We start from the raw sequence: 20,893 nt of genomic DNA on the forward strand, positions 1-20,893 counted from the left end.
ACGGAATATGGCAAATGGCCTGGATGGCAAGCTGGTGGTGGCGATTTCGTCGCGGGCGCTGTTCGATCTGAGCGACAGCCATAAGGTCTATCTGGCCCAGGGGGTCGAGGCTTATAGGCAGTACCAGATCGAACACGAAGAGGAGATCCTCGAACCGGGCGATGCCTTCCCATTGGTGAAGAAACTGCTCAGTCTCAATGCCAGTCTGGGGCGTGCGCGGGTCGAGGTGGTGCTGGTTTCACGCAACAGTGCCGACACCGGCCTGCGGGTGTTCAACTCGATCCAGCATTACGGCCTGGGTATTTCCCGTGCGGCCTTCGTCGGCGGTCGCAGTCCCTATCCCTATCTGGCGGCCTTTGGCAGCGATCTGTTTCTCTCTACCCATGCCGACGATGTGCGCAGTGCTCTGGAGGCTGGGTTTGCTGCCGCGACCATCCTCTCAGGCGGCGCCCGGCGTGCCGCCAATGGCGAGTTGCGCATCGCCTTCGACGGGGACGCCGTGCTGTTTTCCGATGACTCGGAACGGGTCTATCAAACCGGTGGCCTGGAGGCCTTTCAGGCCAGTGAGCAGCAGTCGGCCCGGGAGCCATTGCCGGGCGGACCGTTCAAGGGCTTTCTGGCGGCACTCAATCTGCTTCAGGGCGAGTTTCCCAATGATGCCTGCCCGATTCGCACGGCCTTGGTCACGGCCCGTTCGGCGCCGGCCCATGAGCGGGTGATCCGCACCTTGCGCGAGTGGGACATTCGTCTGGACGAGTCCTTGTTTCTGGGCGGCCTGGAGAAAGCCGCCTTTCTTGAAGCCTTCGCCGCCGATGTTTTTTTTGATGATCAGGCCGGTCACTGCGAGTTGGCCCGCGAGGTGGTTGCCACCGGTCACGTGCCCCACGGCATCAGCAACGAAGCCAGGGATTGAGCCCTAAAATCCCAGGCTTGGCGTCGAACCTCCCACAGTTCCAGGCACTGCTAAGCTGAATCAATCTCCGCCATCTTGGCAGTTGAGGAGGTCATATGATTCGTTCGATGCTGTATGCCACCGACCTCGGTCTGTATGCGCCCTTTGTCATGCAGCATGCCTTGGAGCTGGCTCGAACGTTCAATGCCGACTTACATGTAGTGCACGCAGTGGAACCCATGGGGCTATTTGCCGAATCGGTGTTGCAGAGCTATCTGGATGAGCAATCCTTGAACGAGTTTCACCGCCAGGGCTTGAGCACGGTAATGGCCAATATCGAGCAGCGGGTGCTGGACAGTTTTCGCGAGGAGTTGGGGGAGGGCATGCAGGACCTGACCTTGATCCAGTCGGTGCGGGTGCTTCAAGGGGACCCATCCCAGGTGATTCTGGATCAGGCGGCGAAACTCTCGGTGGATTTGCTGATCGTAGGAAGTCACAGCCACGGGGGCGGTGCGCAAACCCCTTTGGGGCGTACGGCCGCACGGGTTTTACAGCTGGCCAAAGTGCCGGTTTATCTGGTGCCTCTGGTACAGCGTCGGCGTCAGGGGGATGTCTGAGAGCGGAATGGAAAATTCTGAATAAAAGTTCTAGATTTATTCTCCTGACCATTAATATAGTTATATACCGTCGCTGATACCCGTGGCGTCTACCTGCTTTGAGGGATTGATATGAAGCTTCAACAATTGCGCTACATCTGGGAAGTGGCGCACCACGACCTCAACGTCTCCGCTACCGCCCAAAGCCTCTACACCTCACAACCGGGTATCAGCAAGCAGATCCGTCTGCTCGAAGACGAGCTTGGGGTCGAGGTCTTCGCTCGCAGCGGCAAGCATCTGACCCGTGTGACCCCGGCCGGTGAGCGAATCATCACTACCGCTGGCGAGATCCTGCGCAAAGTCGAGAGCATCAAGCAGATCGCCCAGGAGTTCTCCAACGAGAAGAAGGGCACCCTGTCCATCGCCACCACCCATACCCAGGCACGTTACGCCCTGCCGCCGGTGATCAGTAGCTTCATCAAGCAGTACCCCGATGTGGCCCTGCACATGCACCAGGGCTCGCCGATGCAGATCGCTGAGATGGCCGCTGACGGCACTGTGGATTTCGCCATCGCCACCGAGGCGCTGGAGCTGTTCGGTGATCTGGTGATGATGCCGTGCTATCGCTGGAACCGTTGCGTGGTTGTGCCTCAGGGCCACCCGCTGACCAAGCTGCCGAAGCTGACCCTGGAAACCCTGGCCGAATACCCCATCGTTACCTACGTGTTTGGTTTCACTGGCCGCTCCAAGCTCGATGAAGCCTTCAGCCATCGTGGCCTGACGCCAAAGGTGGTTTTCACTGCGGCTGACGCCGACGTGATCAAGACCTATGTGCGTCTGGGGTTGGGAGTGGGTATCGTCGCCAAGATGGCGGTCGACACCAAGCTCGACAATGACCTGGTGGTACTGGACGCCAGCGAGCTGTTCGAGTCGAGCATCACCAAGATCGGTTTCCGTCGCGGTACATTCCTGCGCGGTTTCATGTGCGACTTCATCGAGAAGTTCGCCCCGCACCTGACGCGCGAAGTCATGGCCAAGGCGATTCAATGCCATAACAAGCAGGAACTGGAAGAACTGTTCGACGGCGTTGAACTGCCGGTTCACTGATTACAGCTAGCGGACCTCGGTGACAGTGAACTGTTGCCGGGTCCCCGCCACTACGATCTCCACCTCGTCGTCCTCGAACTTGCCCATCAGGCTCTTGCCCAGCGGTGACCGCGGGGTGATGACGGTCACCAGTTGCCCCACCACATAAACCTTCAAGCCTGCCCCGTCGGGACCAAGAAACAGCCATTGTTCGTGGCCGTTTTCATCCTCCAGCCCCAGCAACGCACCGACCTGGATTCCGGCCTGTGGGTCGTAGGATCGCAAACTCAGATTCTGCCAGAGACTCAATGCCTGACGGATTTCCTCGACCCGCCGAGCCTGGCCGGCCGCCAGGTAGGAGGCTTCCAGCCCCAGGGTGTCGTACTTGTTCTCGGCGATATTCTCTTCGTGAGTGGCGGTTTCGTAGGCGGTTTGCGCAGCGCGCACCGCGACTTCCAGATCCTCTCGGAGCTGTTGCAGAATCAGTTGGCAGACAGACTGTTTATTCATGATCAATTACAGAACTGCAGAACGTTGGCGCGACTCTTTTCGCTGGGCGCTGTCTGGTCCTGTTGCAACCAGAACTGGCATTTGGGATTGGACAGGTTGCGCGGGTTGCTACGAGCGTTATCCAGGGATTGCAACTCTTCGTTCTTGCGCAGGTTTTCCTGATACTGCTCGAACAGCCGATTGGGCGGCTCAGGCGCAACCACCGGCGGCTTCGCCAATTGCTGCACGGCTTGCGCTACAGGAGCCAGTTGCTGGCTGAAGAGAAAGTGCGAGGCTAGCCAGCAGGTCAGGGCAATCGCCAGAAAACCCAGCCACAGGCCCAGGGCAATGCTGCCGCTGAGCGCCAGGGCATTGAAGCTGATGCGCAAGGAGCGACGAGCGGGCGGGCGATAAGACATGGTTGCCTCCTGGCGGGCGATAGTGGGCGAGGGCTGATTGTCGCATGAAGATTAATCGAGGTTGGCTCTTCTGCGCAGGAGCATTTATGCGGACAATCGGCGCCTTTGCCAATCGGGGACTGGAATGAAAGCCTCCTGGGATATTTTTTGCAGCGTGGTCGACAACTACGGCGACATCGGTGTGACCTGGCGCCTGGCCCGACAATTGGTGGCCGAGCATCAATGCACGGTGCGTTTGTGGGTCGATGATCTGCGGGCCTTTGAAAAGATCTGTCCAGAGATCGATTTCCAGCGACACAGCCAGTATCAGGATGGGGTCGAGGTGCGCCACTGGCCGGCCCAGTGGCAGGATGAAGTTGCAGCCGATGTGGTGATCGCTGCGTTTGCCTGTCAGTTGCCCCATGCCTATATGGAGGCGATGGCCGAGCGCCAGCGTGCACCCTTGTGGCTGAATCTGGATTACCTGAGCGCGGAGGACTGGGTCAGCGGCTGCCACGGCCTGCCATCAGTGAAGTTTCGTGGTGTACAGAAGTACTTTTTCTTCCCCGGATTCCAGGCTGGCACGGGCGGCTTGCTGCGCGAAGCCGGATTGCTCGAGCGCCGCCGGCAATTTCAGGCCGATCGCCAGGTCCAGCTGGATTTTCTTCAAGGACTGGGAGTCACTCCCGCCGCCGATAGCCGCTTGATATCACTGTTTGCCTATGAGAACGCCAGTCTTGGTGGTTGGCTGGATGCCTTGGCCCTCGATACGCAACAGACCCATTTGCTGGTGCCCGAAGGGCGCATCCTGGGAGATGTGCAGCGCTGGCTGGGAGACGCGTCGTTGAGTGTGGGCAGCCTGCAGATCCGGCAGTCCCTGACGGTCCAGGTCCTGCCTTTTGTTCGCCAGGAAGATTACGACCGTCTGTTGTGGTGCTGCGATTTCAACGCGGTGCGTGGAGAGGACTCCTTTGTTCGGGCGCAATGGGCCGGGCGGCCGATGCTCTGGCATATCTACCGCCAGGACGAAGACATTCACCTGGACAAGCTCGAGGCCTTTCTCGCCTTGTACACCCGGACTCTTTCACCTGACGCCCAAGCGGCGGTGCGGGCCCTGTGGCAGGCCTGGAATACCGAGGCAGCGATGACCGAAGCCTGGAAAAACCTGCTGCAACACTGGCCCGAAGTCGCCGCGCACGCCGAACAATGGTGTCTGGAACAAGGCTTGCAAGCCGATCTTGCTGCGGCGCTGGTGCAGTTTTACCTAAATTGGATATGATACGCGGCCTAGATTTTTGTAAATCCCATCCAAATTCGGATATTCGCAATGAAAACTGGTAAAGAACTCAAACCCGGTACCGTGATCCGTATCGACAACGATCCTTGGCTGGTTCAGAAAGCTGAATTCACCAAGTCCGGTCGTAACAGCGCGATCATGAAGACCAAGCTGAAGAACCTGCTGACCGGTTACAAGACCGAAACCGTTTACGGTGCGGACGACAAACTGGACGACGTGATCCTGGATCGCAAAGAAGCGACCCTGTCGTTCATCAGCGGTGACACCTACACCTTCATGGACACCACCGACTACACCATGTACGAGCTGAACGCCGAAGACATCGAGGCCGTTCTGCCGTTCATCGAAGAAGGCATGACCGACGTTTGCGAAGCCGTGTTCTTCGAAGACCGTCTGGTTTCCGTTGACCTGCCGACCACCATCGTGCGTCAGGTTGACTACACCGAAGGTTCCGCTCGCGGCGACACTTCGGGCAAGGTGATGAAGCCTGCCAAACTGAAAAACGGTACCGAGCTGAGCGTTGCGGACTTCATCGAAATCGGCGACATGATCGAGATCGATACCCGCGAAGGCGGTTCCTACAAGGGCCGCGCCAAGGTTTAATCCTGGTTCGATCTTGTCGATGAAAAAGCCCGACCTTGAGTCGGGCTTTTTTATGCCTGGCGTTTACCGTTTCAGACGTTCACGTGCAGGCGTACATCAACATTGCCGCGGGTGGCGTTGGAGTAGGGGCAGACCTGATGTGCGGCATCCACCAGGCTTTGCGCCTCTTCCTGAGCCACGCCCGGAAGGCTGACATGCAGATCGATATCCAAGCCAAAGCCGCCAGGGATCTGACCGATACCGACATGGGCGGTGATCGAGGCGTTGTCCGGGATCTTGCGCTTGCTCTGGCTGGCAACGAACTTCAGGGCACCGATAAAGCAGGCCGAATAGCCGGCAGCGAACAGCTGTTCCGGGTTGGTCGCCTGTCCACCGGCCCCGCCGAGTTCCTTGGGGGTGGCCAGTTTGACGTCGAGGATGTTGTCACTGGAAACAGCGCGGCCATCACGGCCACCGGTGGCGGTTGCAACTGCGGTGTAGAGAGTTTGCATGGTGAAAACCTCGTGCTGGGTTGTTTTTGCGCTAATTATTTGCGCGCTAAGTAAGTGCGAAATAAATGTATCGCTCAAATATTTAGTGCGCAAGATATATTTTATGCAAACTCTTGCCTGAAGCCCTGTTTCTGGCTCAACTCATTGTTTTTTATAAATATATTTTTTTCTCAAAACCAGCCCCAGCCATAGGCGCTGGCTTGTCGGCGAAGCCTTAGAGACTGTCCTGCAAATGCCCCCGCAGCATCTGTAAATCTTCTTGCAGCTGCCGCAACTGCTCCACTGTCCGACCGCTGGCGCCGAGGATGCACTGTGGGATGTTCCGGGCTTGTTCGCGCATCGCTCGGCCCTGTTCCGTCAGCTCGACAATGACCACTCGCTCATCTTCCCGGCTGCGAGTGCGGCTCAGCAGGCCCTCGGCTTCCAGGCGCTTGAGCAAGGGAGTCAGCGAGCCGGGGTCGGTCAGCAGGCGCTGGCTGATTTCGCCGACGGTCAGGCCATCCCGCTCCCAGAGCACCAGCATTGCCAGGTACTGCGGATAGGTCAGCCCCAGTTGCTGCAGCAACGGTTTATAGACCTTGGTCAGTAGCAGCGATGTGGAGTGCAGGGCGAAACACACTTGGTTGTCCAGCAGCAGCTGTTCGCAGGTATCCGGGGTAGAGCGGTCGGTGGTCATGTCGGGGGCCTTGGTCGTTAATGGTCCTGAATCTAGCGGGCGAGTCTTTAATGCACCAGATAATTTTCTTCGACGTCAGTTCATTGCACTCTGCAGTGCCAGGTCCCATGGCGGAACCGGACTGAAGCGACTTTTCAGGTACTCCAGCAGCAGGCGGCTACGGGCATTGGGATGCTGCTCCATACGCAAGGCATAGATACCGGCGGTTTCCGGCTTGGGTAGACCGTTATCACAGAACAACGGCACCAGTTCTCCGCGCAACAGGTACTCACTCACCAGCCAGGTGGGCAAGTGAGCAATTCCCAGCCCGGCCAAGGCTCCCGAAAGCAGGGCTTCGGCATTGTTGGCGCTGAGGCGGATGCGTTGTGGGCGATGACTGTGCAGCTGTCCGTCCCGTTCAAAGCGCCAGGCGAACAAGGGTGCCAGGCCATCCCAGTCGAGGCCGTCGTGCTGGCTGAGCTCAGCGGGTTGAGTCGGGGTGCCACGGCTCTTCAGGTAGGACGGACTGGCGCAGGCAATGCGTACGATGCTGGCCAGGGAGGTGGCCACCATCCGGGTATCCACCTGTTGCCCGGCCCGCAGTACCAGGTCCACTTTGCCCAGGTGCGAGCCCTGCATGTCGACGAAGCTGTCGATCAGGTGCAGTTGTACATCCAGGCCGGGATAGAGCACCAGGAAGTCGGCGATCGCCGGTGCCAGATGACGGCGGCCGAAGGCGGCCGGGGCATCGATGCGGATCAGGCCTTCCGGCGCATGGCTCAGGGACACCGCCTCGGCCCGGGCCAGTTGCAGTTCAGCGACAATGCGCCGGGCCCGTTCGGCGAAGGCCAGGCCAGCGGCTGTGGCAACCACGGCATGGGTGGTGCGCATGAACAACGTGGTGCCCACGGCACTTTCCAGGCTGTCGATACGCCGGGCCACGGCGGAGGGCGTCAGTGGATGGCGGCGAGCCGCGGCGGAAAAACTGCCGGCTTCCAGCACATCGAGAAACAGCCCCAGTTGTTCGGTGAGAGTGTTGGGATTCATGGTCAGAGCGCTTATGCGAAAACGGCACAGCCATTGTGCGTTGCTGTGCGTTTCCGTGCCAGGGCCGACTGCGTAGCATGCAGCTCTCAGGTGAGGAGAGCGGCTGTGATCGAGTTAGTGATGTATCTGCTGTTGGGCGCGGCCCTGGGCACTGTGGGTGGTTTGTTCGGTATCGGCGGCGGCTTGATCGCGATTCCCGTGCTGGGGGTGTTGTTCGGCCTGGATCAGCAGATTGCTCAGGGCACCGCGCTGGTGATGGTGGTGCCCAATGTGATGCTGGCGCTGTGGCGTTATCACCAGCGCAACCGCATCGAACTGCGCCATGCCCTGCCACTGGCGCTGATGGGCTTTTGTTTCGCCTGGCTCGGCTCGATCTGGGCGGTGGGCATCGACGCGCAGAAGATGCGTATCGGCTTTGTCGTCTTTCTCCTGGTGCTGTCGGCCTACAACCTGCTGCGCATGTTCATGAGCAGCGCGCCGGCCAGCACGCGGATGCGTTATTCCTGGCCTTGGCTGGGGGTTCTGGGCGCTGCCTCCGGGGCCATGGGCGGGTTGTTCGGCGTAGGCGGAGCGGTAGTGGCCACGCCAGTATTGACCAGCGTCTTTGGCACCTCCCAGGTGGTGGCACAAGGGCTGTCCCTGGCTCTGGCGTTGCCGAGCACCGGGGTGACTCTGGTGACCTACGGCGTCCATCACCAAGTGGACTGGATGATTGGTCTGCCGTTGGCGGTCGGCGGCCTGTTGAGCATCAGTTGGGGAGTGAAGGTGGCTCATGCTTTGCCCGAGCGCCTGCTGCGGGCGCTGTTCTGCGGTTTCCTGGTGGTGTGCGCGGTGATGCTGGCCTTCAAAGTTTGAAGCCTTCGACAATGTGCTCCGCCAGGCATTCGGTGATGGGGGAGGGCGTATTGAGGTTGCGCAGCAGCATGATGCTCGCCTCCGGCAATTGGGGCAGGCCCTGTGCCTCGCCGAGAATGCGCATGTCCGGTGTGATCAGGCTTTCCAGTTGCGCGGTGATTGCCAGCCCGGCACTGACCACGGCCATCAACGCCGCCAGGCTCGAGCTGTTGTAGGCAATCCGGTAGTCGAGTCCGGCGGCGTCCAGGGCGTTGCAGGCCCAGAGTCTGCAAAAGCAGTCGCTGTTGAACATCGCCAGGGGCAATGGCGATTGCTCGTGGGGATTGAAGCCCTGGGCCACGGCCCAGACGAAGCGCTCCTTGCGCAGCAGTTGGCCGATCTCGCTGCCCGGCTCGCGGGTGACGATGGACAGGTCCAGGTCCTGGCGTTGCAGCAACTGTTTGCTGGATTCGCAATGCACCTCGATCTGGATCAGCGGGTAGCTTTGGGCAAAGCGCGACAGGATTCCCGGTAGAAAGCGCATCACATAATCATCCGGAGTGCCGATGCGAACCAGGCCCACCATGTGCGGCTCGCGCAGGGTGTTGAACACCTCGCTGTGCAGTTTCAGGATGCGTCGGGCGTAGCCCAGCAGCACCTGGCCTTCGGCGGTGAGCTTGACCTGGCGCCCGTCGCGCTGGAACAACTGGCGTTGCAGCACATCTTCTTCCAGGCGTTTCATCTGCATGCTCACCGCCGACTGGGTGCGATTGACCCGTTCGCCGGCCCGGGTAAAACCGCCTTCATCGGCGATGGCGACAAAGGTGCGCAGGACTTCGGTGTCGATGCTGGGGAACTGGGACATTCCATCAAATCCTGAGATGAATGACATAAGAAACATTCGTTGGATTGATCTTAATCCTAAGCAGAGACTGGCGTCATCCCCACTGGAGGGCAAGATGATGAAAGGTCAAAAGGGTTATGTGCTGGTCCACAAGCTGTCATTTCAGGCGCTGTCATTGAGCGGCTTATGGCGCAGGGTCATGCGCTGGTATGAGCTTGGGCGTGAGCGCCGGATGCTCGCCGGGCTGAGCGATGAGGCGTTGAAGGACCTGGGCCTGACGCGGGCCGATGTCGAGCATGAGCGGGTCCGCCCGTTCTGGGACGACCCGATGCATAAATAGCGGCAAGGGTGCTACACAAGCCGCTTCCCGGTGCGCTAGCGTGCGGGCAGACAAGGAGAACTCCCATGCCTGCACAATGCTCTTTCTCTCTCAAACAGGCTCGCCGACTGGCGCTGGCCGCCCAGGGTTTCGGCGGGCGCCAGCCGTCGGCAACGATCAAGGCCGCACGCCTCAATCAGCAGATAGAGCGCCTGGGCCTGTTGCAGATCGATTCGGTCAACGCCTTGGTACGGGCCCATTACCTGCCGCTGTTTTCCCGCCTGGGCAGTTATCCACAGGCGTTGCTCGATCAGGCCGCCTGGAGTCAGGGCCGGCAACGCACGTTGTTTGAATACTGGGGGCATGAGGCGTCGTTGCTACCCATGTCCATGTACCCGCTGATGCGCTGGCGGATGCAGCGGGCAAAACAAGGGCAGGGTATCTACTCCCAGTTGACGCGCTTTGGTCAGGAGCGCCAGGCCACTGTCCGTCGGGTAATGGCCGCGGTCCAAGAGCAGGGCGCGCTAGGCGCCGGCAGCCTGTCCACCCGTGAGGAGCGTGCCGGGCCCTGGTGGGATTGGAGCGATGAAAAGCATGCGTTGGAATGGCTGTTCGCGGCCGGTGAGGTAACGGTGGCGGGGCGTCGCGGCTTCGAGCGCCTGTACGATTTGCCGGAGCGGGTGATCGCGCCGCAGATCCTTCGGCAACCGCTGCTGGATGAGGCTCAGGCCCAGCGTCGCCTGATGCTGCATGGCGCAACCGCTCTGGGTGTGGCCACGGAAAAGGACCTTCGGGATTATTTTCGTCTCGATCCAGGCGACAGCCGTGCACGACTCGCCGAACTGGTGGAGTCCGGTGAGTTGCTGGCCTGCGAGGTTCAGGGTTGGCGTCAGCCGGCCTATTGCCTGCCGCAGGTCAAGGTGCCGCGCAAGGTCGAGGCCAGTGCGCTGTTGTCACCGTTCGATTCACTGATCTGGGAGCGCAGCCGCACTGAGCGACTGTTCGATTTCCGCTATCGGCTGGAGATCTATACGCCCCGGCACAAGCGGGTCTATGGCTATTACGTGCTGCCGTTCTTGCACAACGAGCGGATCGTCGCTCGGGTCGATTTGCGGGCGGAGCGAGCTCAGGGGCGTTTGGCGGTGCATGGGGTGCATGAAGAGCAGCCCGGTCTGGACGAAGAGGGCATCCGGGCATTGGCCGTGCAATTGCGCAAGATGGCCGATTGGCTGGGGTTGGAGCAGATTCAGCTCAATTGCCAGCGTGATGCTGCGCGACATCTGCGTGAGGTGCTGGAGTGAAGCGCTTCGCGGGCAAGCCCGTTCCTACAGTGGCCTTGCAGGAGCGGGTTTGTCCGCGACAGCGCTTTTAGCGTTTGACCTGCTTCAAGGTCTCGGCAATCAGGAAGGCCAGTTCCAGCGACTGGTCGGCGTTCATCCGTGGATCGCAATGGGTGTGATAGCGATCCGATAGGCCGTCTTCGGTAATAGGCCGTGCGCCGCCGATGCACTCGGTGACGTTCTGACCGGTCATCTCGATATGGATGCCGCCGGCATAGCTGCCTTCGGCCTGGTGCACCTGGAAGAACTCCTTGACCTCGGTGAGGATCTGCGCGAAATCCCGGGTCTTGTAGCCGCTGCTGGCCTTGATGGTGTTGCCGTGCATCGGGTCCGAACTCCAGAGCACCTGCTTGCCTTCGCTTTCTACCGCACGGATCAGTTGCGGCAGATGGTCGCCGACCTTGTGGGCGCCCATGCGCACGATCAGGTTGAGGCGCCCGGGATCGTTGTCCGGGTTGAGGATGTCGATCAAGCGGATCAGTTCCTCGGTGTTCATGCTCGGGCCGACCTTGACCCCGATCGGGTTGTTCACGCCCCGCAGGAACTCGACGTGGGCACCGTCGAGCTGGCGAGTGCGGTCGCCGATCCACAGCATGTGCGCCGAGCAATCGTAATAGTCGTTGGTCAGGCTGTCGCGGCGGACAAAGGCTTCTTCGTAATTGAGCAGCAGCGCTTCATGGGCGGTGAAGAAGCTGGTCTCGCGCAGTTGCGGCGAGCTGTCCATGCCGCAGGCACGCATGAAGGCCAGGGTTTCATCGATGCGGTCCGCGAGCTGGCTGTATTTCTCGGCCAGAGCCGAGTTGGCGATGAAGTCCAGGTTCCACTTGTGCACCTGGTGCAGGTCGGCAAAGCCGCCCTGGGCGAAGGCCCGCAACAGGTTCAGGGTGGCCGTGGCCTGGTGGTAGGACTGCAGCAGGCGGTCCGGGTCCGGTATCCGGCTTTTTGCATCAAAGCCGATGCTGTTGACGATGTCGCCGCGATAGGCCGGCAAGGTCACGCCATTGATGGTTTCGTCGTTGGCCGAGCGCGGCTTGGCGAACTGGCCGGCCATGCGTCCGACCTTGACCACCGGGCAGCCGGCGGCAAAAGTCATGACAATGGCCATCTGCAGCAGCACCTTGAAGGTGTCGCGGATCTTCGCGGCGGAGAATTCGGCAAAGCTTTCGGCGCAGTCGCCGCCCTGCAGCAGGAAGGCGCGGCCCTGGGTCACTTCGGCAAACTGGCGGCGCAACTCCCGGGCTTCACCGGCAAACACCAGCGGTGGATAACTGGCCAGGGTTTGCTCGACCTGCAGCAGATGCGCAGCGTCGGGGTACTGGGGTTGTTGCTGGATCGGCAAGGCGCGCCAGCTGTCGGGGCTCCAGGGTTGGCTCATCGCGGACTCGAGTGCGTTACGGTGGGAGGGGCATGTTAGCAGCAAATTAGTGCGTGACCTGCTCCTCTCGCTTGGCCGACAATCGCGCCTTTCCCGCTCGCTGCCGAGCGGTTGGTTTATCGCGCCGGCTCGATTGCGAGCCCCGCGACTAGGAGATGAAATGACTGAGGAGCGCGTCGAGCGTGTGCTCGCCGAGGTTCATGACCAGTTCGGCATGATTCGGGTATTGGAAGTGGCGGACTACCGCTTCCTCGAATTTGGCGACGCCATCGAGCAAAGCTGCGTGTTCACCGCCGACCCCAGCTGGCTGGAGTACGACTACACCCGGGCCATGCTGATCGGTGCCCTGTGTCATGAGGCGCCGGAGAGCGCACTGTTTCTCGGCCTGGGCGCCGGGACCCTGACCCAGGCCTGCCTGAAGTTCCTGCCCCTGGAAGACGTCGAAGCCATCGAACTGCGCCCGGATGTTCCACGCCTGGCCATCGAGTACCTGGGCCTGGACGATGATCCGCGTCTTTATATAAGAGTCGGTGACGCCCTGGAGTTGCTGGACAGTGCCGAATCCGCTGACCTGATCTTCGTCGACCTGTACACCGATGTCGGCCCGGGCGTCGGTCATCTGGCCTGGGGCTTCCTGGAAAACTGCCAGAAGCGCCTCAATCCTGGAGGTTGGCTGGTGATCAACCAGTGGGCTACCGATGACGGCAAGCCTCTGGGCGCAGCCTTGTTGCGTGGCCTTTATCACCGCCACTACTGGGAGCTGCCGGTGAAGGAGGGCAATGTGATTCTGATCGTGCCATCCGACCTGGAGCAGGACCTGGACCTGCCGAGCCTGACCGCCCGGGCTGAAGCCCTGGCCCCGCGCCTGGGCTATTCCCTGCAGTCGCTGATCAAGGCCATTCGTCCCGCCACCTGATACTTGCGCAGGAGCCGGTTTGTCGGCGAGGACGATCTGCCGGCCACCTGGTTCAGCAACCCTTGAACACCCCCGGTCGCTTCTCGATCATCGCCCGCACGCCTTCCTTGGCGTCCTCACTGTTCATCAGTTTGTGTATCAGCGGTGGCAAGCCCTGAGCGGCCAGCGTCTCGCCTTCGAGCCTGGCCTGGCGCGCCGACATCAGCGTCGCCTGCACCCCCAACGGCGCCTGTCGGGCAATCCGCTCGGCCAGTTCAATGGCCCGGGGCAGCAGGTCCTCACTGGCCATCACTTCCTGGACCAGCCCCAGGCGCAGGGCTTCATGGGCATCGAACTCGTCACCGGTCAGTAACCAGCGCATGGCATTGCCCCAGCCGGCCAGTTGATGCAGGCGCAGGGTTGCGCCGCCGAAGGGAAAGATGCCGCGCTGCACTTCCATCTGGGCAAAGCGCGTATTGCTGGCGCAGAGGTTGATGTCCGCCGCCAGCATCAACTCGATGCCGATGGTCAGGCAGTAACCCTGTACGGCGACTATCACCGGCTTGCTTACCCGTGGTCCGGCGAACACGCCCCAGGGGTCGCAGCCGCCGGGCGGTGCCTGCCAGCCCTGAGCCAGGGCAGCGCCGACATTGGCCAGGTCCAGCCCTGCGGTAAAGTGTTCGCCGTGGCCGAACACCACGGCGATCCGCGCTTGGCTGCTGGCTTCGAACTCGCCATAGGCCAGGCTCAGTTGGTTGAGCAGCTCCAGATCGAAGGCATTGCGCTTGGCGACCCGGTCCAGGCCGATCAGGAATAGATGACCGCGCAGTTCGCGGCTGACACGGCTGGCACTGGGCTGATTCATGGGCGCGATCCTCAAGGGGGAAAGAGGGAATGGGCGAGACGGCTTTCAAGCACCAGGGTGAATCGTTTTAGCGGTGGCGACCAACAACGGCGGGCTCAAGCAAAATAGCGCGCCCTTCGAGTCTGCGCAAAGCCCGTGACCATCGGGCGTTCAGCGGATTTTTCCGATAAAAAAAACTCCCTTTTTTGAGTAATTCCGGTATAGTGCGCGCCGGCCTTTAGCCGGGCCACGTTTAGGTAATGCAATTCCCCGAAGTCAGCTTCGGCTGCTTGTCCGCTGCGCGGACTATCCTTGACGATCCATTCATCCAATCGTTTTCGCAAATCCCCGCCGACAAAGCTGCCAGGGTGACTCTTGAGTCTTACACGGCATGCGCAGCTTTGGAGCATGGGTCTTTGCGGATGCACTTAGAGGCAGACCCATGACCCAGGAAATCGGCGGCTTCGCCGCTCTTGAACTTCATCCCAATATTGTCGCTGCAGTAGTCGCTACCGGCTATGAAGAGCCTTCGGCTATTCAGCAGCAGTCGATCCCGATCATCCTTGCCGGTCACGATATGATTGGTCAGGCGCAAACCGGTACCGGTAAAACCGCTGCCTTTGCCCTGCCTATCCTGCACCGCATTGATCCGTCCAAGCGCGAGCCGCAAGCTCTGATCCTGGCCCCAACCCGTGAGTTGGCGCTGCAAGTTGCAACCGCTTTCGAAACCTACGCCAAGCAAATGCCGGGCGTGACTGTTGTGGCCGTCTACGGCGGTGCGCCGATGGGCCCACAACTGAAAGCAATCCGTAATGGCGCACAGATCGTTGTCGCCACTCCGGGCCGTCTGTGCGACCACCTGCGTCGCGACGAAAAAGTGTTGGCCACCGTGAACCACCTGGTTCTCGACGAAGCCGACGAAATGCTCAAGCTGGGCTTCATGGATGACCTGGAAGTCATCTTCAAGGCCATGCCTGAGTCCCGCCAGACCGTACTGTTCTCGGCCACTCTGCCGCAGTCGATCCGGGCCATTGCCGAGCGTCATCTGAAGGACCCGAAACACGTCAAGATCCAGAGCAAGACCCAGACCGTCACCGCGATCGAGCAGGCTCACCTGCTGGTTCACGCTGACCAGAAGACCTCTGCTGTTCTGAGCCTGCTGGAAGTTGAAGATTTCGACGCCCTGATCATGTTCGTGCGCACCAAGCAAGCGACCCTGGACCTGGCCAGTGCCCTGGAAGCCAAAGGCTACAAAGCCGCTGCGCTGAACGGTGACATCGCCCAGAACCAGCGTGAGCGCGTGATCGACTCCCTCAAGGATGGCCGTCTGGACATCGTTGTGGCCACCGACGTCGCCGCTCGTGGTCTGGACGTACCGCGTATCACCCACGTATTCAACGTGGACATGCCGTACGACCCGGAATCCTACGTGCACCGTATCGGCCGTACCGGCCGTGCCGGTCGCGAAGGTCGTGCGCTGCTGCTGGTGACTCCGCGTGAGCGCCGCATGCTGCAAGTGATCGAGCGTGTGACCGGTCAGAAGGTTGCCGAAGTTCGCCTGCCGGACGCCCAAGCTGTTCTTGATGCGCGCATCAAGAAACTGACCAACAGCCTGTCGCCGCTGGTAGCTGATGCTGAAGCCACCCACGGTGAGCTGCTGGATCGCCTGACTGCCGATATCGGTTGCAGCCCGCGCGCCCTGGCCGCGGCCCTGCTGCGCAAGGCCACCAATGGTCAAGCGCTGAACCTGGCAGCCATCGAGAAAGAGCGTCCACTGGTGCCCAACAGCGCGCCACGTGGTGATCGTCCTGAGCGTTCCGGCGATCGTCCTGATCGTGGTGATCGTGAGCGTCGCGCGCCAATGCCTCTGGGCGAAGGCCGTGCTCGCTGCCGTACCGCGCTGGGTGCCCGTGACGGTATCGCTGCCAAGAACCTCTTGGGCGCGATCCTCAACGAAGGCGGCCTGGCCCGTGAAGCCATCGGTCGCATCCAGGTGCGTGACAGCTTCAGTCTGGTCGAGCTGCCGGAAGACGGTCTGGACCGTCTGCTGACCAAGCTCAAGGACACTCGCGTGGCCGGCAAGCAGCTGAAGCTGCGTCGCTACCGCGAAGATTGATCCGCCCTCGGGCTGATTGATCAGGCATAAAAAATCCCCGACTGGTTCGGGGATTTTTTTTGCCTGGAGTTCAGGCCGGGACTGTTCGCCGGCAAGCCGGTTCCTGCGGGGTTGTGTAGCAGCCCTGCCGTTGAGGCTTCAGCCAAAGCGGTAGATGTCCATGCCCAGCGCGCCCAGGGTGAAGCCCTGGTGGGCCACGCTGAATTCGCCACCGGCACCTCGGGCGAAGTACAGCGGCAGCAGGTGTTCATCGCTGGGATGGCTGCGCACGGCATTCGGTGCCTGCTGCCGGTAATCATGCAGGGCCGCTTCATCATTGGCCGCCAGTTTTTCGATCATCCAGTCACGAAAGGCCTTGGCCCAGGGTTCGACGCTTTCCGGGCCGGCGTGCCAGTCCAGTTCCCGCAGGTTGTGGGTGATGCTGCCGGAGCCGATCAGCAACACGCCTTGTTTCCTCAGGTTCGCCAAGGCATGACCGATGCGGGTCTGCAGGGCAGGGCCCTGGTGACTGGGCAGTGACAACTGGATCACCGGGATGTCTGCTTGTGGATACATCAGCGACAGTGGTACCCAGGCGCCGTGGTCGAAAGGCCGCTGGTTGTCCAACTGCGCCGGCAGGCCGTCGGCCTTGAGCAACTCCACCACTTGTGCTGCCAGTTCAGGATCGCCGGGCGCCGGGTATTGCACGGCAAACAGTGCAGCGGGAAAGCCGCCGAAGTCATGCCAGGTTTCCGGATGAGGGTGGGCGCTGACCCGCAGATCCTGGCTTTCCCAATGGGCTGAAACCACCAGGATCGCCTTGGGGCGTGGCAGCTGTGCCGCCAGGTTGGCCAGGGCAGGACCGCTGGCACCGGGCTCCAGGGCCAGCATGGGAGAACCGTGGGAGATAAACAGGCTGGGGAGCATGAGAAGGTCCTGAAGGTTAAGATGCGCCATCTTCAATCAGATCATTGATCTAAATCTAATATAAGTTTTAGGGCTTTTTGATCGAATTTTAAGGACTTCTCATGCAAGCGGACTTTTGGCACAAGCGTTGGGAGCGGGATCAGATCGGCTTTCACCTGGCAGAGGTCAACCCCTACCTGCAGCAGTACTGGCCGGCTCTGGGGCTGGCGGCACAAACCCGTGTGCTGGTGCCGTTGTGCGGCAAGAGCCTGGACCTGATCTGGCTCGCCGACCAGGGCTTCGAGGTGCTGGGCATCGAGCTGGCGGAAAAGGCGGTGGAGGATTTCTTCCGTGAGCATCAGTTGCAGCCGCAGATCAGCCAGCACGGAGAGTTCAAGGTCTATGCCCAGGGTCCGATCCAGCTCTGGTGCGGCGATTTCTTTGCCCTGACTGCCGAGGACACAGCTGGTTGCACAGCCCTGTACGACCGTGCGGCCATGATTGCCTTGCCCCCGCCGATGCGGCAGCGCTACACCGCCCACCTCAATGGCCTGTTGCCGGAGGGCAGCCAGGGGCTGCTGATAACCATGGACTACGCCCAGGAGCAACTGGACGGGCCGCCATTCGCGGTGCTCGACGATGAAGTTCGACAGCGCCTGGGGGATGTCTGGCAGCTGCAGGTCGAAACGGAGCGCGACATTCTGGGAGAGAGCTGGAAGTTTCTCCAGGGTGGCGTGACCCGGCTGGTGGAGCGGGTCTATCGCCTGAACAAGCAAGGTGTCCGTGAATAGGCTTTATTGGCGGCCATGCAAAAGGGCGACTCGCGTCGCCCTTTTGGGTATGGCCTTGCAGCGGATCAGCCGCGACGACGCAGGGCGTCGATACGCTCTTCCAGCGGCGGGTGGCTCATGAACATGCGAGCCAGACCCTGTTTGATGCCGCCATTGATGCCGAAGGCGTTCAGGGTGTCGGGCATATGCACCGGCAGGCCCTGTTCCGAACGCAGGCGCTGCAGGGCGCCGATCATGGCGTTGGTGCCGGCCAGGCGGGCACCGGCTTCGTCGGCACGGTATTCACGCTTGCGCGAGAACCACATGACGATGGCGCTGGCCAGGAAACCCAGGACCAGCTCGGCGAAGATGGTCGCCACGTAGTAGGCAATGCCCTGGCCCTCTTCGTTCTTGAAGATCACCTTGTCGACGAAGTTACCGATGATCCGCGCGAAGAACATCACGAAGGTGTTCACCACGCCCTGGATCAGCGCCAGGGTCACCATGTCGCCGTTGGCTACGTGACCGATCTCGTGGGCCAGTACGGCTTTCACTTCATCGGGCGAGAAGCGTTCCAGCAGGCCCTGGCTGACCGCCACCAGGGCGTCGTTCTTGTTCCAGCCGGTGGCGAAGGCGTTGGCCTCGTAGGCCGGGAAAATACCCACTTCGGGCATCTTGATCCCGGCTTCGCGGGACAGTTGCTCAACGGTTTGCAACAACCATTGCTCATGGCGGGTGCGCGGTTGAGTGATGATCTGCGTGCTGGTGCTCATCTTCGCCATCCACTTGGAGATGAACAGCGAGAACAGCGAACCGGCAAAACCAAAGACGGCACAGAAAATCAGCAGCTGATTGAGGTTGAGATCAACCCCATTGGCCGCCATGAACCCGTTGAAGCCGAAAAGGCTCAGGGTGATGCTGGCAATCAGCACGACCGCAAGGTTAGTGGCCAAAAACAGCAGGATTCGCATCATGGTTGTAGAAATCTCCTCAAGCTAAAGATGTAGCGTACTGCGGGGTATATAAGGTGCGGCAACGGCCTATTCAATACGGCTTCTATTTCAAACTGTGTCGTCTAGCCCCGGGGTTAGACGCTTGCATTGACGCGGCGCGGGCGATTGTCGGATGGGGCAATCAACCGGCTGCGGTGCAGGATTTGTGACAATGGGCCGGACGGAAAGTGCAAGCTTATAGAAGGGGCGTGGTGCAGGGCAGCGAAGATGTGTTGCTGAATTAATCGCAGTGCGACCGGGTAAGGATCGCACTGCGTGATTCGGATTACTGGCGGTAGGACTTGAGGAAACTTCCGATCCGCCCAATGGCCTGTTCCAGGTCATCGACCCGCGGCAGGGTGACCACGCGGAAGTGATCCGGCCAAGGCCAGTTGAAGGCGGTGCCCTGGACCACTAGGAGTTTTTCCGAAAGCAGCAGATCGAGAACGAACTTCTCATCGTTATGGATCGGGCAGACTTTCGGGTCGATCCGGGGGAAGGCATACAGCGCGCCCATGGGTTTCACGCAGCTGACCCCGGGAATGTCGTTGAGCAGCTCCCAGGTACGGTTGCGCTGTTCCAGCAGGCGGCCGGGCGGCAGCACCAGGTCATTGATGCTCTGGTAGCCGCCCAGGGCGGTCTGGATCGCGTGCTGGCTGGGCACGTTGGCGCACAGGCGCATGTTGGCCAGCATGTCGATGCCTTCGATATAGCTCAGGGCATGCTGCTTGGGACCGGAAATGGCTACCCAGCCGGAACGGAAGCCCGCCACCCGATAGGACTTGGACAGGCCGTTGAAGGTCAGGCACAGCAGGTCCGGCGCCAGGGAAGCGGTGCAGATGTGCACGGCGTCATCGTAGAGGATCTTGTCGTAGATCTCGTCCGAGAACACCACCAGGTTGTGCTGGCGGGCCAGTTCCAGCATGCCCAGCAGCACTTCCTTGGGGTACACGGCGCCGGTGGGGTTGTTCGGGTTGATGATCACCAGGGCCTTGGTGTTCGGGGTGATCTTGGCCTTGATGTCGGCCAGGTCCGGCCACCAGTTGGCCTGCTCGTCGCACAGGTAGTGCACCGGGTTGCCGCCAGCCAGGCTCACCGCGGCGGTCCACAGCGGATAGTCCGGGGCCGGCACCAGCACTTCGTCGCCGTTGTTGAGCAGGGCCTGCATGGCCATCACGATCAGCTCGGAAACACCGTTGCCCAGGTAGATGTCTTCAATGCCGATGCCTTCTACCTGCTTTTGCTGGTAGTACTGCATCACCGCCTTGCGCGCACTGAACAGGCCCTTGGAATCGCTGTAGCCCTGGGCGGTGGGCAGGTTGCGGATCACGTCCTGGAGAATCTCGTCCGGCGCTTCGAAACCAAAGGGCGCCGGGTTGCCGATGTTCAGCTTGAGGATGCGATGGCCTTCCTCTTCCAGACGCTTGGCGTGCTTGAGCACTGGGCCGCGAATGTCATAACAGACGTTGGCGAGCTTGTTCGATTTGCTGACCTGCATGGCGATGTGTTCCCGAAAATGAACGATCCAGGCGGAGGATGAACTACCGTACTGGGAATCCTGCCGTGTCACACCGGCCTGTAGCCCGCACCGGCGCGGCAAAATCCGTTTGAATGGGTGTAACGCGGCTGCCAGACTGGCGTCTGACGAGGCGCAATCATACGTGCCGCCCGATCCGTGGAAAAGACACAGATCGGGCTTTTTCCGTTGCAGAGGAAGGACCATGGAAAAGCTGGAAAAAACCCTGGAAGAGTGGCGGGCGATGCTCGATCCGGAGCAGTACAACGTCTGCCGGCTCAAAGGCACCGAACGGCCCTTCTCGGGCAAGTACAACGGCACCAAGACCGATGGGATCTATCATTGCATCTGCTGCAATGAGCCGTTGTTCGACTCCAAGGCCAAATTCGACTCCGGGTGCGGCTGGCCGAGTTTCTTTGAACCCATTGCCGACAGTGCCATGGTCGAGATTCGGGACGTGAGCCATGGCATGATCCGGACCGAAGTGGTCTGTGCCAGATGCGACGCGCACCTTGGCCATGTTTTCCCGGACGGCCCGCCGCCCACCGGCTTGCGTTATTGCATCAATTCGGTTTGCCTGGATCTGGTTCCGCGCTAAGCACCAGGGCG

23 protein-coding genes and 1 pseudogene are annotated in these 20,893 nt (G+C 60.7%); 12 read left to right on the forward strand and 12 right to left on the reverse strand.

Annotation, left to right across the window (positions count from 1 at the left end; all coding sequences use genetic code 11):
* Positions 1–7: 7 nt before the first annotated feature.
* The 3 genes from Q8O96_RS09815 (at position 8) to cysB (ending at position 2,595) form a co-directional block, all read left to right on the forward strand.
* A complete protein-coding gene (locus tag Q8O96_RS09815) occupies positions 8–913 on the forward strand; it encodes a 5'-nucleotidase (RefSeq protein WP_102860892.1) in 906 nt (301 codons plus the stop codon).
* A gap of 95 nt (positions 914–1,008) precedes the next feature.
* Entirely contained in the window at positions 1,009–1,509 is a 501-nt protein-coding gene (locus tag Q8O96_RS09820; protein WP_102860893.1) for a universal stress protein, read from the forward strand.
* A 111-nt stretch (positions 1,510–1,620) separates the two neighbouring features.
* Entirely contained in the window at positions 1,621–2,595 is a 975-nt protein-coding gene (gene cysB / locus Q8O96_RS09825; RefSeq protein ID WP_102860894.1) for an HTH-type transcriptional regulator CysB, read from the forward strand.
* A gap of 6 nt (positions 2,596–2,601) precedes the next feature.
* On the opposite strand, the gene Q8O96_RS09830 is transcribed toward cysB, so the two are convergent.
* Positions 2,602–3,084, reverse strand: a complete 483-nt coding sequence (locus tag Q8O96_RS09830; protein ID WP_102860895.1) for a GreA/GreB family elongation factor — start codon at positions 3,082–3,084, stop codon at positions 2,602–2,604.
* Positions 3,085–3,086: 2 nt separating this feature from the next.
* Positions 3,087–3,482, reverse strand: coding sequence for a hypothetical protein (locus Q8O96_RS09835; RefSeq protein WP_102860896.1), 396 nt, complete (start codon positions 3,480–3,482; stop codon positions 3,087–3,089).
* 124 nt (positions 3,483–3,606) lie between these two features.
* Here Q8O96_RS09835 and earP point away from each other — a divergent pair, with 124 nt between their 5' ends.
* On the forward strand, positions 3,607–4,740 hold the full coding sequence (gene earP / locus Q8O96_RS09840; RefSeq protein WP_305948720.1) for an elongation factor P maturation arginine rhamnosyltransferase EarP: 1,134 nt from the start codon (positions 3,607–3,609) through the stop codon (positions 4,738–4,740).
* A 48-nt stretch (positions 4,741–4,788) separates the two neighbouring features.
* Positions 4,789–5,361 carry an elongation factor P gene (locus tag Q8O96_RS09845; RefSeq protein WP_007931398.1) on the forward strand — a complete coding sequence of 191 codons (573 nt, stop codon included), beginning with the start codon at positions 4,789–4,791 and terminating at the stop codon, positions 5,359–5,361.
* A 71-nt stretch (positions 5,362–5,432) separates the two neighbouring features.
* Here the strand turns inward: Q8O96_RS09845 and Q8O96_RS09850 are convergent, their stop codons facing one another.
* From Q8O96_RS09850 to Q8O96_RS09860, 3 genes are all read right to left on the reverse strand, one after another.
* A complete protein-coding gene (locus Q8O96_RS09850; protein WP_102860898.1) occupies positions 5,433–5,852 on the reverse strand; it encodes an organic hydroperoxide resistance protein in 420 nt (139 codons plus the stop codon).
* 214 nt (positions 5,853–6,066) lie between these two features.
* Entirely contained in the window at positions 6,067–6,528 is a 462-nt protein-coding gene (locus Q8O96_RS09855) for a MarR family winged helix-turn-helix transcriptional regulator (RefSeq protein WP_102860899.1), read from the reverse strand.
* Positions 6,529–6,603: 75 nt separating this feature from the next.
* Positions 6,604–7,554: a LysR family transcriptional regulator gene (locus tag Q8O96_RS09860; protein WP_102860900.1), complete on the reverse strand. Its 951-nt coding sequence runs from the start codon at positions 7,552–7,554 to the stop codon at positions 6,604–6,606.
* 105 nt (positions 7,555–7,659) lie between these two features.
* Between Q8O96_RS09860 and Q8O96_RS09865 the strand changes: the two genes are divergently transcribed.
* Positions 7,660–8,409: a sulfite exporter TauE/SafE family protein gene (locus Q8O96_RS09865; protein ID WP_102860901.1), complete on the forward strand. Its 750-nt coding sequence runs from the start codon at positions 7,660–7,662 to the stop codon at positions 8,407–8,409.
* On the opposite strand, the gene Q8O96_RS09870 is transcribed toward Q8O96_RS09865, so the two are convergent.
* Positions 8,399–9,253, reverse strand: coding sequence for a LysR substrate-binding domain-containing protein (locus Q8O96_RS09870; RefSeq protein ID WP_102860902.1), 855 nt, complete (start codon positions 9,251–9,253; stop codon positions 8,399–8,401). The genes Q8O96_RS09865 and Q8O96_RS09870 overlap by 11 nt on opposite strands.
* Before the next feature lie 97 nt (positions 9,254–9,350).
* On the opposite strand from Q8O96_RS09870, the gene Q8O96_RS09875 reads away from it, so the two are divergent.
* Both Q8O96_RS09875 and Q8O96_RS09880 read left to right on the forward strand, forming a co-directional pair.
* A complete protein-coding gene (locus tag Q8O96_RS09875) occupies positions 9,351–9,572 on the forward strand; it encodes a DUF1127 domain-containing protein (protein ID WP_102861006.1) in 222 nt (73 codons plus the stop codon).
* A gap of 65 nt (positions 9,573–9,637) precedes the next feature.
* Positions 9,638–10,852, forward strand: a complete 1,215-nt coding sequence (locus Q8O96_RS09880) for a winged helix-turn-helix domain-containing protein (RefSeq protein WP_250329424.1) — start codon at positions 9,638–9,640, stop codon at positions 10,850–10,852.
* 67 nt (positions 10,853–10,919) lie between these two features.
* On the opposite strand, the gene Q8O96_RS09885 is transcribed toward Q8O96_RS09880, so the two are convergent.
* Positions 10,920–12,266, reverse strand: a complete 1,347-nt coding sequence (locus Q8O96_RS09885) for a class II 3-deoxy-7-phosphoheptulonate synthase (protein ID WP_305948721.1) — start codon at positions 12,264–12,266, stop codon at positions 10,920–10,922.
* Between the two features lie 160 nt (positions 12,267–12,426).
* Here Q8O96_RS09885 and Q8O96_RS09890 point away from each other — a divergent pair, with 160 nt between their 5' ends.
* A complete protein-coding gene (locus tag Q8O96_RS09890; RefSeq protein ID WP_102860905.1) occupies positions 12,427–13,182 on the forward strand; it encodes a spermidine synthase in 756 nt (251 codons plus the stop codon).
* 52 nt (positions 13,183–13,234) lie between these two features.
* On the opposite strand, the gene Q8O96_RS09895 is transcribed toward Q8O96_RS09890, so the two are convergent.
* Together Q8O96_RS09895 and Q8O96_RS09900 are read right to left on the reverse strand one after the other, a co-directional pair.
* Positions 13,235–14,026, reverse strand: coding sequence for a crotonase/enoyl-CoA hydratase family protein (locus Q8O96_RS09895; RefSeq protein ID WP_102860906.1), 792 nt, complete (start codon positions 14,024–14,026; stop codon positions 13,235–13,237).
* Between the two features lie 95 nt (positions 14,027–14,121).
* Complete coding sequence (locus Q8O96_RS09900; protein WP_162884077.1) at positions 14,122–14,337, reverse strand: hypothetical protein; 216 nt, start codon at positions 14,335–14,337, stop codon at positions 14,122–14,124.
* Positions 14,338–14,413: 76 nt separating this feature from the next.
* On the opposite strand from Q8O96_RS09900, the pseudogene Q8O96_RS09905 reads away from it, so the two are divergent.
* Positions 14,414–16,121 (forward strand): annotated as a pseudogene (locus Q8O96_RS09905) (DEAD/DEAH box helicase).
* A gap of 138 nt (positions 16,122–16,259) precedes the next feature.
* Here the strand turns inward: Q8O96_RS09905 and Q8O96_RS09910 are convergent.
* Positions 16,260–17,027 carry a class III extradiol ring-cleavage dioxygenase gene (locus Q8O96_RS09910; protein ID WP_305948722.1) on the reverse strand — a complete coding sequence of 256 codons (768 nt, stop codon included), beginning with the start codon at positions 17,025–17,027 and terminating at the stop codon, positions 16,260–16,262.
* A gap of 101 nt (positions 17,028–17,128) precedes the next feature.
* On the opposite strand from Q8O96_RS09910, the gene Q8O96_RS09915 reads away from it, so the two are divergent.
* A complete protein-coding gene (locus Q8O96_RS09915; protein WP_060840409.1) occupies positions 17,129–17,797 on the forward strand; it encodes a thiopurine S-methyltransferase in 669 nt (222 codons plus the stop codon).
* 65 nt (positions 17,798–17,862) lie between these two features.
* Here Q8O96_RS09915 and htpX read toward each other — a convergent pair whose 3' ends face one another.
* Together htpX and Q8O96_RS09925 are read right to left on the reverse strand one after the other, a co-directional pair.
* Positions 17,863–18,750: a protease HtpX gene (htpX, locus tag Q8O96_RS09920; protein ID WP_016965069.1), complete on the reverse strand. Its 888-nt coding sequence runs from the start codon at positions 18,748–18,750 to the stop codon at positions 17,863–17,865.
* A gap of 304 nt (positions 18,751–19,054) precedes the next feature.
* Positions 19,055–20,266: a pyridoxal phosphate-dependent aminotransferase gene (locus Q8O96_RS09925; protein WP_016965070.1), complete on the reverse strand. Its 1,212-nt coding sequence runs from the start codon at positions 20,264–20,266 to the stop codon at positions 19,055–19,057.
* 223 nt (positions 20,267–20,489) lie between these two features.
* Between Q8O96_RS09925 and msrB the strand changes: the two genes are divergently transcribed.
* On the forward strand, positions 20,490–20,882 hold the full coding sequence (gene msrB, locus Q8O96_RS09930; protein WP_102860909.1) for a peptide-methionine (R)-S-oxide reductase MsrB: 393 nt from the start codon (positions 20,490–20,492) through the stop codon (positions 20,880–20,882).
* Positions 20,883–20,893 lie beyond the last annotated feature (11 nt).

It is taken from the genome of Pseudomonas sp. LPH60 (genome assembly GCF_030718165.1).
In the GTDB taxonomy this organism is placed as follows: Bacteria; Pseudomonadota; Gammaproteobacteria; order Pseudomonadales; family Pseudomonadaceae; genus Aquipseudomonas; species Aquipseudomonas danubii.